The sequence below is a fragment of the Bacillus sp. V33-4 genome (assembly GCF_002860225.1).
Classification (GTDB): Bacteria; Bacillota; Bacilli; order Bacillales; family Cytobacillaceae; genus Bacillus_BJ; species Bacillus_BJ canaveralius.
This window is the reverse complement of the sequence record NZ_PGVC01000003.1, coordinates 91,984-105,788: the sequence shown is the minus strand read 5'-3', so window position 1 is coordinate 105,788 and position 13,805 is coordinate 91,984. Positions and strand designations below refer to the sequence as shown.

The window sequence follows — 13,805 nt, the reverse complement described above, 5'->3', positions numbered from 1 at the left end:
TAGGAGTGAACCCAATGAACAGAGAAGAAAGACAGAAAAGACAATCGAAAATCCGGAACTTTTCCATTATCGCGCATATCGACCATGGAAAATCGACTTTAGCAGACCGGATATTGGAAAAAACGAATGCTCTTACATCAAGAGAGATGAAGGATCAGCTCCTTGATTCAATGGACCTTGAAAGAGAACGGGGAATTACGATCAAGCTGAATTCTGTTCAGCTAAAATATCGCGCAAAAGATGGAGAGGAGTATACTTTCCATTTAATCGATACGCCAGGGCACGTCGATTTTACCTATGAGGTGTCTCGGAGCCTTGCTGCCTGTGAAGGAGCGATTCTTGTCGTTGATGCGGCGCAGGGAATCGAAGCCCAAACATTGGCAAATGTTTATTTAGCGCTTGATAACGATTTGGAGATCCTTCCGATTATTAATAAAATTGATTTGCCGAGTGCCGATCCAGAACGAGTCCGCGCTGAAATTGAAGAGGTTATTGGTTTGGATGCTTCCGAGGCCGTGCTCGCCTCAGCAAAAGCCGGGATTGGAATCGAAGAAATTCTCGAACAAATCGTAGAAAAAGTGCCTGCACCAACGGGTGACCCGGACGCGCCGCTAAAAGCGCTTATCTTTGATTCACTATATGATGCTTACCGGGGTGTTGTCGCATATATCCGTGTTGTCGAAGGGACCGTAAAAGTAGGCGATAAGGTGAGAATGATGGCGACCGGCAAAGAGTTCGAAGTAACGGAACTAGGCGTCTTCACGCCAAAAGCCGTTTCCCGTGATGAGTTATCTGTTGGTGATGTTGGCTTTTTAACAGCCGCGATCAAAAATGTCGGTGATACACGGGTTGGCGACACGATCACGAATGCCAAGAACGGAGCGACTGAAGCGCTGCCAGGCTACCGGAAACTGAATCCAATGGTCTACTGCGGCCTTTATCCGATCGACAGTGCGAAATTTAATGATCTGCGCGAAGCGCTTGAGAAGCTTGAACTTAACGATTCCGCTCTCCAATTCGAACCGGAAACGTCCCAGGCATTGGGATTTGGATTCCGCTGCGGATTTTTGGGCCTGCTTCATATGGAGATTATCCAGGAACGAATCGAGCGCGAGTTTAAGATTGACCTGATTACTACAGCACCAAGTGTTATCTATGATGTCATCATGACAGACGGCACCGAGGTGAAGGTGGATAACCCTTCCAATATGCCGGATCCGCAAAAAATTGACAGGATTGAAGAACCGTATGTAAAAGCAACGATGATGGCACCAAACGATTATGTCGGGGCAATTATGGAGATTTGCCAGGAAAAGCGCGGTATTTTCGTTGATATGCAGTACATGGATGAAACGCGCGTCAGCATCGTCTATGAAATCCCATTATCAGAAATCGTCTATGATTTCTTCGATCAGCTAAAATCTTCGACGAAGGGTTATGCTTCGTTTGATTATGAATTGATTGGCTATAAGCAGTCAAAACTTGTCAAAATGGATATTCTGTTAAATGCTGAAAAGGTGGATGCATTGAGCTTTATTGTGCATAACGATTTCGCCTATGAACGCGGTAAAGTCATTGTTGAGAAATTAAAAGAGTTAATCCCGCGCCAACAGTTTGAGGTGCCAATCCAGGCAGCAATCGGCCAAAAGATTGTCGCTCGCTCCACAATCAAAGCGATGCGTAAAAACGTGCTCGCCAAGTGTTATGGCGGCGATATTTCGCGGAAGCGGAAGCTGTTGGAAAAGCAGAAAGAAGGAAAAAAACGCATGAAGCAGGTCGGCTCGGTAGAAGTACCGCAGGAAGCTTTCATGGCCGTTTTAAAAATGGACGACAGCAACACGAAGAAATAATTTTACAGAGGGTAGACGGAGGCGCGCATGCCTGCTCTAGCCTCTTTTACTATTAAACGGACAAAAGGTAGTGAAGCAGATGATCAAAGCAGCTTATATCCACATCCCATTTTGTGAACATATTTGCCATTATTGCGATTTTAATAAAGTATTTTTAAAAGGGCAGCCGGTTGAAGCTTACCTGGAAGCATTGGCAAAGGAAATCGAGCTTACCCTGGAAAAATACCCGGCAAACCCGCTGAATTCGATCTTTGTAGGCGGAGGGACGCCGACTGCCTTAAATGAGCAGCAGCTTCAAAGGCTTTGTGAAATCATCACAGAGAAGCTGCCATTCAATGAGGATACTGAATTCAGTTTTGAAGCGAATCCGGGTGATTTATCAAAAGAAAAGCTTCAGATTTTGGCATCAGCCGGAGTCAATCGGCTTAGCTTTGGGGTTCAAACCTTTAACGACAAACTTTTAGAGAAAATTGGCCGTGCCCATCGCCGCGATGATGTGTTCAAGTCAATTGACCTTGCCAAGCAGACGGGCTTTGAAAACATAAGCGTAGATTTAATCTTCAGCCTTCCCGGGCAAACGCTTAATGACTTCCGTAACACTTTGGAAACAGCTTTTTCTCTCGATATCCAGCATTACTCAGGCTACTCATTAATCATTGAACCGAAAACAGTTTTTTATAATTTGATGAGAAAAGGGCAGCTGCCGACACCGGGAGAGGAAACGGAAGCAGCCATGTTTGAACTGCTGATGGAACAAATGGATAAGCACGGATTCAAGCAATACGAAATCAGCAATTTCGCGCGTCCCGGCTTTGAAAGCCGGCATAATATCACGTACTGGGCCAATGAATCGTACTACGGTTTCGGGGCTGGGGCGCATAGCTACACAGACGGGCATCGAATCTCCAACTACGGGCCATTGAAAAAATACATGGATCCATTATCAGAAAACCGTTTTCCTGTTATGGATAGCCATAAGGTGACCGATGCAGAACGGAAAGAGGAAGAAATGTTCCTCGGCTTAAGAATGACGAAAGGAGTTTCGATTCGACAATTTTCGGACAAGTTCGGCGCCGATCCGCTCGTCGTCTTTGCTGATGGAATAACAAAAATGCAAACCAGGGGCTTGCTTGAAGTGAATGACGACCATATTTATCTTACAAAGAATGGAAGGCTGCTTGGTAATGAAGTGTTTCAATCCTTTATTGGTGTAAGCTAATCGTTGACAGCTTCCCCTGTTGTTTGATAATTTATTATTAGATTTAGCACTCATTCAATAAGAGTGCTAACAGGGGTGATGAAGTTGTTAACAGATCGGCAATTATTAATATTTCAAGTGATCGTTGATGATTTTATTCGTTCTGCCCAGCCTGTCGGTTCAAGGAGCTTGTCGAAAAAAGGCGATATCTCATTTAGTTCGGCTACGATACGCAATGAAATGGCTGACTTGGAAGAATTGGGTTTTATTGAAAAAACGCACACCTCATCAGGGAGAATTCCATCTGAAAAAGGTTACCGCTACTATGTTGACCATTTGTTGTCTCCGCAAAAACTAAACAGGACAGATGTTCATAAAATAAAATCGATTTTTGCAGAGCGAATATACGAGCTTGAAAAAATCGTCCAAAAATCGGCAAAGATTTTGTCGGAGATGACGAACTACACTTCGATCGTTTTAGGGCCTGATGTCATGGACCACAAATTAAAGAGAATCCAAATTGTGCCTTTGAATCAGGACACCGCCATCGCCATTATTGTCACCGATACCGGCCATGTTGAAAACCGGATGTTTCAGTTGCCTGAATCGATCGATGGCGGCGATCTTGAAAAAATGGTCAATATTTTGAACGAGCGGCTTGTAGGCGTGCCGCTTGTCCACCTTAACGGAAAAATCTATAAAGAGGTGGGTGTACTGCTCAGGCAGCACATTCAAAGCTATGACTTTATGCTGCAATCATTTGCGGAAACGTTAAAGCTGCCGACAAACGAGAAGTTATTCTTTGGCGGTAAAACCAACATGCTCAGCCAGCCGGAATTTCATGACATTGCAAAAATCCGCTCACTGCTGGCGATGATAGAGCAGGAGGATGGCATTTACGAGCTGATCCGTGAAAACCCGCATGGGATCAATATTAAAATCGGACGAGAAAACAACAACTCAGCAATGGATAACTGCAGTCTAATTACCGCTACTTATTCAATGGGAGCTGAAAAGATCGGGACAATTGCGATTCTCGGGCCAACCCGCATGGAATATTCAAGAGTTGTCAGCATTCTGCAGCTGATAAGCAAAGATTTAACAACTGTTTTATCAAAACTGTATCAAAGTAATTAAGGCAGGCAATATTGAATAAGGGTGGTGAACATTCCACCCTTTTCTTTCCATGCCCTGTTCGCACAACGCTTTTGACTTGAAACCATCCGGACAATATCGTATATCTTTAAGGGAGGTGAGCAATTTGACAGAAGAAAAAAATAGAAATGAATTTGCACAACCAGCAACTGAAACGGAACAGAATCAGCAGGAAGAAATAGTCGAGCCGGTATTCGCAGAAAGCGATTCATTTGAAGGCGCTGAAATTGAAACGGAAGCCACAGATGAAGCAAGCGAGGCCGATGTTAAAATTGCCGAGCTTGAAGCGAAGCTGGAGGAAGCGGATAACCGATATGTACGTTTGCAAGCCGATCTCGATAATTTCCGGAGGCGTTCGAGACTTGATCTTGAAGCACGTGAAAAATATAGAGCACAAAGCTTAATCACAGACCTGCTACCTGCTATCGACAATTTTGAAAGAGCTTTAAAAATGGAAGCTGAAAATGAACAAGCCAAGTCTGTTCTACAAGGAATGGAAATGGTATTTCGCAGCTTGCTTGATGCTCTTAAAAAAGAAGGGGTTGAGCCGATTGATGCAGTTGGCCAAGAATTTGATCCCCATCTGCACCAGGCGGTTATGCAGGTTGAAGACGATAATTATCGGCCTAATGTCGTTGTAGAAGAATTTCAAAAAGGATACAAGTTGAAGGACAGAGTGATTCGTCCATCGATGGTAAAGGTAAACCAATAAATAAAACTACATATTTAGATATGGGAGGAAAAAACGCATGAGCAAAATTATCGGTATTGACCTGGGCACGACTAACTCTTGTGTAGCCGTGTTAGAAGGCGGCGAACCAAAAGTAATTCCCAATCCGGAAGGAAATCGGACAACACCTTCTGTCGTTGCTTTTAAAAACGGTGAGCGCCAGGTGGGGGAAGTAGCAAAACGCCAGGCAATTACAAACCCTAATACGATCCAATCAATTAAGCGTCACATGGGGACCGCTTATAAAGTAGAAGCAGAAGGAAAAGAATTTACGCCACAGGAAGTTTCTGCGATTATTCTTCAGTATCTTAAATCCTATGCTGAAGAATATTTAGGAGAGAAAGTTACAAAAGCCGTCATCACAGTGCCTGCTTATTTCAACGATGCAGAGCGCCAGGCGACAAAGGATGCCGGAAAGGTTGCCGGACTTGAAGTAGAGCGGATCATTAACGAGCCGACTGCGGCTGCCCTCGCTTATGGCCTTGATAAGATGGATGAAGACCAAACCATTCTTGTCTATGACCTTGGCGGCGGAACTTTTGACGTCTCAATCCTTGAGCTTGGCGATGGAGTATTTGAAGTAAAATCAACAGCTGGTGACAATCGCCTTGGCGGCGATGATTTCGACCAGGTGATCATCGACTATCTTGTTGATCAGTTCAAAAAAGAGAATGGCATCGACCTTTCTAAAGATAAAATGGCGCTGCAGCGCTTGAAGGATGCGGCTGAAAAAGCGAAAAAAGACCTGTCCGGTGTTAGCTCCACACAAATTTCACTGCCGTTCATTACCGCAGGAGAAGCTGGACCGCTTCACTTGGAAATTACGATGACAAGAGCGAAATTTGATGAGATTTCAGCAGGCCTTGTTGAAAGAACAATGGGTCCAACACGACAGGCGATAAAGGATGCAGGCGTATCTGCAGCAGAGATTGATAAAGTCATTCTTGTCGGAGGTTCGACGCGGATTCCGGCTGTTCAAGAAGCGATTAAAAAGGAAATTGGCAAGGAGCCGCATAAAGGTGTGAACCCGGATGAAGTCGTAGCGATGGGTGCAGCGATTCAAGGCGGTGTCATTTCCGGAGACGTGAAAGACGTTGTCTTGCTTGACGTTACACCACTGTCACTTGGAATTGAAACAATGGGCGGTGTGTTTACGAAGCTGATCGACCGCAATACCACGATTCCGACTTCGAAATCACAAGTATTCTCAACAGCTGCAGACAACCAAACAGCGGTTGACATTCATGTATTGCAAGGGGAACGCCCAATGGCAGCTGACAATAAAACGCTTGGCCGTTTCCAATTAACCGATATCCCGCCAGCACCACGAGGAATTCCGCAAATCGAAGTTTCTTTTGATATCGATAAAAACGGAATTGTCAATGTACGTGCAAAAGATTTAGGTACAAACAAAGAGCAGGCCATTACGATTAAATCATCTACCGGATTATCAGATGAAGAAATCGAACGCATGGTCAAAGAAGCAGAAGAAAACGCTGAAGCAGATAAACAGCGGAAAGAAGAAGTGGAACTCCGCAACGAAGCAGACCAGCTTGTCTTTACAACTGAGAAGACTTTGAAGGATCTAGAAGGAAAAGTGGACGAAGCTGAAGTTGCGAAAGCAAATGAAGCGAAGGATGCTTTAAAACAGGCAATTGAAAAGAATGAGCTCGAAGAAATTCGTGCCAAGAAAGATGCCTTGCAGGAAATCGTCCAAAACTTGACAGTTAAGCTTTATGAAGAAGCGGCGAAACAAGCCCAGGCTGCGGAAGGGTCTGAAGGACAGGAAGCCGGTAAAGCAGACAATGTAGTTGATGCAGAATTTGAAGAAGTTAAGGACGATAAGGACAATAAATAATCCTTGTGCTTCTTAAGGAAAGTCAAAGTCAGGTCATCCTTGGCTTTGGCTTTTTCTTTGAGAAAGGAAACACATGCTGTGCGTTTTTGCTTTTGGTAAAATCACAATAATCACGCATGATGGCGATGTTGCACGAATTTAGTTTGAAATGATACAATAACCTTTATGTGACAGGAAATCGGGGAGTGGTTTCATGAGTAAACGGGATTATTACGAAGTGCTTGGAGTTGGCAAAAGTGCGTCGAAGGATGAAATAAAAAAAGCGTATCGGAAGCTTTCTAAAAAATACCATCCGGACATTAACAAAGAAAAAGATGCTGATGAAAAATTTAAAGAAGTAAAAGAAGCATATGAAGTGTTGAGCGACGACCAAAACCGCGCCCACTATGACCAGTTCGGCCATACCGATCCGAATCAGGGCTTTGGCGGCGGAGATTTCGGCGGTGGCTTTGGCGGTTTTGAGGATATATTCAATACATTTTTCGGCGGCGGTGGCGGACGACGCAGGGATCCTAATGCCCCAAGACAGGGTGCGGATTTACAATATACAATGACACTGTCTTTCGAAGAAGCCGTTTTTGGAAAAGAAACAAATATTGAAATTCCCCGCGAAGAGACTTGCAATACATGTAATGGATCCGGGGCGAAACCGGGAACAAAACCGGAAACGTGCAAGCATTGCCATGGTACCGGCCAGCTGAATGTGGAGCAAAATACTCCGTTTGGGAGAATTGTCAACCGCAGGGTTTGTAACCACTGTAACGGAACAGGCAAAGAAATTAAGGACAAATGTTCAACATGCCGCGGAACCGGCAAGGTGACAAAACGCCGCAAGATTAACGTAAAAATTCCTGCCGGTATTGACGACGGCCAGCAGCTGCGCGTGTCCGGACAGGGAGAGCCGGGTATTAATGGTGGACCTGCCGGTGATTTATATGTCGTGTTCCATGTCCGTTCCCACGAGTTTTTTGAACGTGATGGTGATGATATTTATTGTGAAATGCCGATTACTTTTGTCCAGGCTGCGTTGGGGGACGAAATAGAAGTGCCGACCTTACACGGAAAAATCAAACTAAAGATCCCTTCAGGCACACAAACTGGAACGCGATTCCGCTTAAAAGGCAAGGGTGTGCCGAATGTCAGGGGTTATGGTACGGGTGACCAGCATGTAGTAGTCAGGATCGTTACTCCGACAAAGCTTTCAGAGAAACAGAAGCAGCTGTTAAATGAATTTGCTGAAGTCAGTGGAACAGTTCCCCAGGGGGAGCATGAGGAGAGCTTTTTTGAAAAAGTGAAGCGTGCCTTTAAGGGAGAATAAAGGAAACGGAGTTGGTAGGAGATGAAATGGTCAGAAATCAGCATTCATACTACAAATGAGGCGATTGAACCGATTTCAAATATATTGCATGAAGCCGGAGCGAGCGGAGTGGTAATTGAAGATCCGGCTGACCTTGTGAAGGAGCGGGAAGACCAGTTCGGAGAAATCTACCAACTTAATCCTGATGACTATCCGGAGGAAGGCGTTATTGTAAAAGCTTATCTGCCTGTCAACAGCTTTCTTGGTGAAACAGTGGACGCAATCAAAGAAGCAATTAACAATCTAATCATTCATAACATTGATATCGGGGTTAATGAAGTAACCATAAGTGAAGTCAATGAAGAAGAATGGGCAACAGCCTGGAAGAAATATTATAATCCAGTGAAGATTTCCGAGAAATTCACAATTGTGCCTACGTGGGAAGACTACACGCCTGTAAACAGTGATGAACTGATCATTGAGCTCGATCCGGGGATGGCGTTTGGAACGGGAACACATCCTACAACGGTTATGTGTATTCAGGCTTTAGAGCGAACAGTGAAGCAAGGGGACCGTGTGGTCGATGTCGGTACAGGCTCAGGGGTGCTAAGCATTGCGGCCGCCTTATTGGGGGCAGACCAGGTTCAGGCTCTGGATCTCGACGAAATTGCAGTAAAATCGGCCCGGCTGAATATTAAACTGAATAAAGTCCAGGAGCGCTGCACCGTTTCCCAAAACAATTTGCTGGACGGTATTAGAGAAGATGCAGATGTTGTTGTAGCAAATATATTGGCTGAGGTCATCCTTCGTTTTACCGATGATGTTTCACGGGTCGTCAAGCGGGGCGGATATTTCATCGCATCGGGAATTATCGCACAGAAAAAGCAGCAAGTAAGGGAAGCAATCATCGACGCCGGATTTGAGATTGAAGAAACCATTCATATGGAAGATTGGGTTGCGATAATCGCGAAAAGACGCTAAGTTACGAAAAGGGGCACATAAATCGTTTTGCCCTTTTTTCGGTTTCCCGCAAAAACGGCTTGCTGTTTTTGGCAACGAAAATATAGTAAAATCTGCGGTACGGGTACCAAGATTAATCAATTCGTGAATCAGATTTAAAGGTAGGTGCACGGTTTGCAAAGGTATTTTGTTAATGCTCCCGCTTCTGAAGGGCGCTTTTATATTTCTGGTGACGACAGGCATCATATTGTCAGGGTCATGCGGGGCAAAATAGGTGACCAAATTATTTGTTCTGACTCCGACGGCAAGAGTGCGATCTGCACAATTGCAGAAATTACCGATGACCTTGTAATCGCAACCGTTGTACAATGGGAAGAAGGATCCTCCGAGCTGCCAGTTCGGGTAGCGATCGCGAGCGGCCTGCCTAAAGGGGATAAACTCGAAACGATCATCCAAAAGGGAACTGAGCTTGGAGCTTATCAATTTATCCCTTTTACTGCAGCCCGTTCGATTGTTAAATGGGACGATAATAAGGCCAGTAAAAAGGTGGAACGGTGGCAAAAGATAGCCAAGGAAGCTGCAGAACAGTCGCACCGAAGACTGCTCCCAAAGGTGGCAGCACCGGTCACGTTCAAGGAGCTCTTGGCGTTAAGCCGCGATTACGATTTTAAGCTGATCGCCTATGAAGAAGATGCCAAAGCCGGTGAGTCATCAATGCTTTCGAAAACATTCGTATCTGTTGAAAAAAACCAGTCAATGCTGATTGTGTTCGGGCCTGAGGGCGGCCTGGCCGACCAGGAAATCGCACAATTGAAAGAAGCCGGGTTTATTTCATGCGGATTTGGACCAAGAATATTAAGAACAGAAACGGCCCCGCTCTACGCACTGGCTGCCGTTTCTTATCATTTTGAATTGATGAGGTGAAATAGATGCCTGCAGTAGCTTTCCATACGCTTGGATGCAAAGTCAACCATTATGAGACAGAGGCAATCTGGCAGCTGTTCAAACAGGAAGGATATGACCGTGTTGACTTTGAATCCACGGCAGACGTTTATATTATTAATACTTGTACCGTAACGAACACAGGAGATAAAAAGAGCCGCCAAGTCATCCGCCGCGCAATCAGAAAAAATCCCGATGCTGTTATCTGTGTAACCGGATGCTATGCGCAAACATCTCCTGCCGAAATTATGGCCATTCCCGGAGTTGATATTGTTGTCGGCACACAAGACCGGGTTAAAATGCTTGAGTATATCGAACAGTTTAAAGTAGAGCGGCAGCCGATTAATGGTGTCGGTAACATCATGAAGAATCGTGTTTATGAGGAGCTTGATGTGCCCGCTTTTACCGATCGCACAAGGGCATCGCTTAAAATCCAGGAAGGCTGCAACAATTTTTGCACGTTTTGCATCATTCCATGGGCGCGCGGCTTAATGAGATCACGCGATCCGAAGGAAGTTATCCGCCAGGCGCAACAGCTTGTCGATGCTGGCTATAAGGAAATCGTCCTGACCGGAATTCATACCGGCGGCTATGGCGAAGACATGAAGGATTACAATCTGGCGATGCTGCTCAGAGATTTAGAAGCGCAGGTAAAAGGCTTAAAACGATTAAGAATTTCCTCGATTGAAGCAAGCCAAATTACCAATGAAGTGATTGAAGTGCTGGGCCAGTCAAAAATGGTTGTCCGCCATTTGCATATTCCTCTTCAATCAGGATCAAACACAGTGTTAAAAAGAATGCGCAGAAAATACTCGATGGAGTTCTTCGCTGAACGCTTGACCCGCCTCAAAGAAGCATTGCCGGGCTTGGCAATCACATCTGATGTAATCGTCGGTTTCCCTGGAGAAACAGAAGAAGAATTCATGGAAACTTATCATTTCATTAAAGAACATCAATTCTCCGAACTCCATGTCTTTCCGTACTCAAAGCGGACCGGAACACCGGCAGCAAGAATGGAAGACCAGGTAGACGAAGAGGTTAAAAACGAACGCGTTCATCGCCTGATCGCCCTTTCCGATCAGTTGGCGAAAGAATATGCATCAAAACATGAAAACGAAGTCCTCGAAGTCATTCCGGAAGAAATTTATAAAGATGAGCCCGATCGCGGTCTTTACGTTGGCTACACCGATAATTATTTAAAGGTTGTTTTCCCCGCTGATGAAACAATGATCGGCCAAATTGTAAAAGTGAAAATTGCCAAAGCCGGCTATCCATTCAACGAAGGACAATTCGTCCGCGTCATCGAAGACACGGAAATGAAGGAAGAAGCGGCAGTATAATAAAAAGGGATTGCTATTGTAAATGATAGCAATCCCTTTTTTAGTGGAATTATCAACAAACGTGGTATTAATAAATATTTACTAAAAGAAAGGAGAGAAGGAAGCATTCGGGTTTCTTCAAATTTACTGAATGTATATTTTCTGATTATAAAGAAATGTAGCAACCATTAGTAGAAGGGACTTATCTCCCAAAAACTGTGAATTATTTGTAAACAATAACCATAAATTCAGTATTTGGTTTATAGTTGTAAATAAGGAGGGGATATATGGAAAAAATTTCTATATATTGTAACCCTGTTGGTGTTAATGATGCTTAAGACAAAGTAACTCATCAGGAGAATAACATAAAGAAAAAATATATTTCAGTGAACAAAAGGACCATTATCTTTAACTAACAAACAAGGAGGAAGAATGGAATGAAGCGAATTTTATTAAACAGTATATTATTAATTGCTGCCGTTCTCGTGTTTTTCCCACTTCAGGAAGTTAGTGCTAAAGGAAATGACTTAACTCAAAATATCTATTAAATCCTACTCGTTTTACACCTGGAACTCAATGGGAATCTTTTGGAACAATGGCAGATATGGATATTAGGCATAGAGTTGATTACTATATTCCTTATTACAATGCAGAAATATATGGTGTTGAGCAAAAAATAGATGTAAACTACAATTACTAGCAACACATAATTTTTAGCAGTTATGAACTTCCTCGTTTTTTAGAGGAAGTTCTATTTTAAATGAAAGGAAATCGTAAGGATGCTTAAAAAAATTATAATCCTGTTGATAGTTTCTTTATTCTTAATTAGTTGTGAATCCGCCAAGAAAAGTCATTATTTGTTAAATGATTCATCCTTTTACGATACTAATTTTAATGATTACTGGGAAACGTTATCTAATCAAGAAAACCTGCCCACAAATACAAAAATAGAAAATTTTCGTATTGAACTAGATAAAAATAATGTAATAAGCGTCATTGAGTATGACTTGATAAATTTTCAAGAGAAACAAGAAAGGTATAAAATTACTCATTTTAAACAATGTGTCCGTAATTGCTCACAACAGGAAACCATATTAAATGTCAGTTATGCAGACGAATGGTTACAGTATGAAAATTTAACAACCGCAAAAAGGCTTTTTAACAACCTAGGCAAACTTGATCTAAGAAATTTAATTCAGGGAAATATTACTGTGGATAGTCAAGGAGAAAATCAGAACATCTCCATGAAAGGGCAATATTACAATTTGCAAAAGGGAAAATTGGTTTTGTTAAATTCATCTAGCACACAAGGATTTACGTTCATTATTTCTAAAAATGGCAATGATGACGATGTACACATTATTAATTATGGTCATTGAAATAATTGAGTAAATTTCAATGGTTAAAAAAAGAGATTGAATATAACAGGATGTGTTTTGGAACAAGTAATTAGATAAATATAGATGTGTAAATGAGGAAAGGGTTATTAGCCTAAAAAGATGAGAAATGAAAGCCGATACTACATCAGCTTCTATAAGTATTTAAAAATAGGCTTTCCGTTAATGATCGTGTCGATTGTTATTTCAACTGTTTATATTTATTTGCGCTATTTGATCTGAATTTTACTCTTTTTCCTTTTGCGGGTTTCACGTCCGCATAACGATCGAACTGAATGGTTAATGACTGCTGCAAAGAGCAAGTCTGAAACCGATTGCATTTTTATAATTTATTCTCGAAATTTCAACCATACAATGATATGATTAGAGAGGTACGGACAACCTTCCATTGTAAAGGAGAGTTCAAGATGAGTAAAAATGTAGCAAGCATGATTGATCATACACTATTGAAAGCAGATGCGACAAAAGAACAAATAAAGGATCTGTGCGAGGAAGCGAAGCAGCATCATTTTGCCTCCGTTTGTATCAACCCGGCATGGGTTAAATACGCAAGTGAACTTTTGAGCGGCACGGAAGTTAAGGTATGTACGGTAATTGGCTTTCCGCTTGGGGCAACAACATCAGCAACAAAGGCTTTCGAAACGAAAAATGCGATTGAAAACGGTGCTGGTGAAGTCGATATGGTAATCAACATTGGCGCTTTAAAAGATCGAAATTATGACATGGTTGAAAGTGATATCCGTGCGGTTGCCGAAGCAGCAAAAAACAAGGCATTGCTAAAAGTGATTATTGAGACATCCCTGTTAACTGAAGAAGAAAAAGTTCGCGCATGCGAACTTGCAGTCAAGGCCGGGGCGGATTTTGTAAAAACCTCAACAGGCTTTTCAACTGGCGGCGCTACGAAAGAGGATATTGCATTAATGCGTAAGACGGTTGGTCCGGACATCGGCGTCAAAGCATCCGGTGGAGTGAGAAGCGCGGCTGATGCCGAAATGATGATCGCAGCAGGTGCAACGAGAATCGGTGCAAGTTCAGGTGTTTCGATTGTAAAAGGGTTAACCGGTGACTCAGACTATTAATCAAATTAAAACGAATAAAC

Annotated in this window: 11 protein-coding genes; all 11 read left to right on the top strand. The window is 43.0% G+C overall.

Annotation, left to right across the window (positions count from 1 at the left end):
* Positions 1 to 14 precede the first annotated feature (14 nt).
* The 11 genes from lepA (at position 15) to deoC (ending at position 13,785) form a co-directional block, all read left to right on the top strand.
* A complete protein-coding gene (lepA, locus tag CVD23_RS01935) occupies positions 15 to 1,850 on the top strand; it encodes a translation elongation factor 4 (protein WP_101575549.1) in 1,836 nt (611 codons plus the stop codon).
* 79 nt (positions 1,851 to 1,929) lie between these two features.
* Complete coding sequence (hemW, locus tag CVD23_RS01930; RefSeq protein ID WP_101664986.1) at positions 1,930 to 3,069, top strand: radical SAM family heme chaperone HemW; 1,140 nt, start codon at positions 1,930 to 1,932, stop codon at positions 3,067 to 3,069.
* A gap of 84 nt (positions 3,070 to 3,153) precedes the next feature.
* Positions 3,154 to 4,185: a heat-inducible transcriptional repressor HrcA gene (gene hrcA / locus CVD23_RS01925; protein WP_101575551.1), complete on the top strand. Its 1,032-nt coding sequence runs from the start codon at positions 3,154 to 3,156 to the stop codon at positions 4,183 to 4,185.
* Between the two features lie 124 nt (positions 4,186 to 4,309).
* Complete coding sequence (grpE, locus tag CVD23_RS01920; protein ID WP_257987849.1) at positions 4,310 to 4,915, top strand: nucleotide exchange factor GrpE; 606 nt, start codon at positions 4,310 to 4,312, stop codon at positions 4,913 to 4,915.
* A 37-nt stretch (positions 4,916 to 4,952) separates the two neighbouring features.
* Positions 4,953 to 6,791, top strand: a complete 1,839-nt coding sequence (gene dnaK, locus CVD23_RS01915; RefSeq protein WP_101575553.1) for a molecular chaperone DnaK — start codon at positions 4,953 to 4,955, stop codon at positions 6,789 to 6,791.
* A gap of 193 nt (positions 6,792 to 6,984) precedes the next feature.
* Entirely contained in the window at positions 6,985 to 8,109 is a 1,125-nt protein-coding gene (dnaJ, locus tag CVD23_RS01910; RefSeq protein WP_101575554.1) for a molecular chaperone DnaJ, read from the top strand.
* A 21-nt stretch (positions 8,110 to 8,130) separates the two neighbouring features.
* On the top strand, positions 8,131 to 9,069 hold the full coding sequence (gene prmA / locus CVD23_RS01905) for a 50S ribosomal protein L11 methyltransferase (RefSeq protein ID WP_101664982.1): 939 nt from the start codon (positions 8,131 to 8,133) through the stop codon (positions 9,067 to 9,069).
* A gap of 153 nt (positions 9,070 to 9,222) precedes the next feature.
* Positions 9,223 to 9,972: a 16S rRNA (uracil(1498)-N(3))-methyltransferase gene (locus tag CVD23_RS01900; RefSeq protein ID WP_101664980.1), complete on the top strand. Its 750-nt coding sequence runs from the start codon at positions 9,223 to 9,225 to the stop codon at positions 9,970 to 9,972.
* A gap of 5 nt (positions 9,973 to 9,977) precedes the next feature.
* Complete coding sequence (mtaB, locus tag CVD23_RS01895) at positions 9,978 to 11,330, top strand: tRNA (N(6)-L-threonylcarbamoyladenosine(37)-C(2))-methylthiotransferase MtaB (RefSeq protein WP_101664978.1); 1,353 nt, start codon at positions 9,978 to 9,980, stop codon at positions 11,328 to 11,330.
* Between the two features lie 758 nt (positions 11,331 to 12,088).
* Entirely contained in the window at positions 12,089 to 12,688 is a 600-nt protein-coding gene (locus CVD23_RS01890; protein ID WP_101664976.1) for a hypothetical protein, read from the top strand.
* A 425-nt stretch (positions 12,689 to 13,113) separates the two neighbouring features.
* Complete coding sequence (gene deoC, locus CVD23_RS01885; protein WP_101664974.1) at positions 13,114 to 13,785, top strand: deoxyribose-phosphate aldolase; 672 nt, start codon at positions 13,114 to 13,116, stop codon at positions 13,783 to 13,785.
* Positions 13,786 to 13,805: the final 20 nt, after the last annotated feature.

Bases quoted from the DNA above. Each gene is read 5' to 3' on its own strand.
- dnaK (WP_101575553.1), top strand. From the start codon at position 4,953: ATGAGCAAAATTATCGGTATTGACCTGGGCACGACTAACTCTTGTGTA.
- mtaB (WP_101664978.1), top strand. From the start codon at position 9,978: ATGCCTGCAGTAGCTTTCCATACGCTTGGATGCAAAGTCAACCATTAT.
- prmA (WP_101664982.1), top strand. From the start codon at position 8,131: ATGAAATGGTCAGAAATCAGCATTCATACTACAAATGAGGCGATTGAA.
- CVD23_RS01890 (WP_101664976.1), top strand. From the start codon at position 12,089: ATGCTTAAAAAAATTATAATCCTGTTGATAGTTTCTTTATTCTTAATT.
- dnaJ (WP_101575554.1), top strand. From the start codon at position 6,985: ATGAGTAAACGGGATTATTACGAAGTGCTTGGAGTTGGCAAAAGTGCG.
- lepA (WP_101575549.1), top strand. From the start codon at position 15: ATGAACAGAGAAGAAAGACAGAAAAGACAATCGAAAATCCGGAACTTT.
- deoC (WP_101664974.1), top strand. From the start codon at position 13,114: ATGAGTAAAAATGTAGCAAGCATGATTGATCATACACTATTGAAAGCA.
- hemW (WP_101664986.1), top strand. From the start codon at position 1,930: ATGATCAAAGCAGCTTATATCCACATCCCATTTTGTGAACATATTTGC.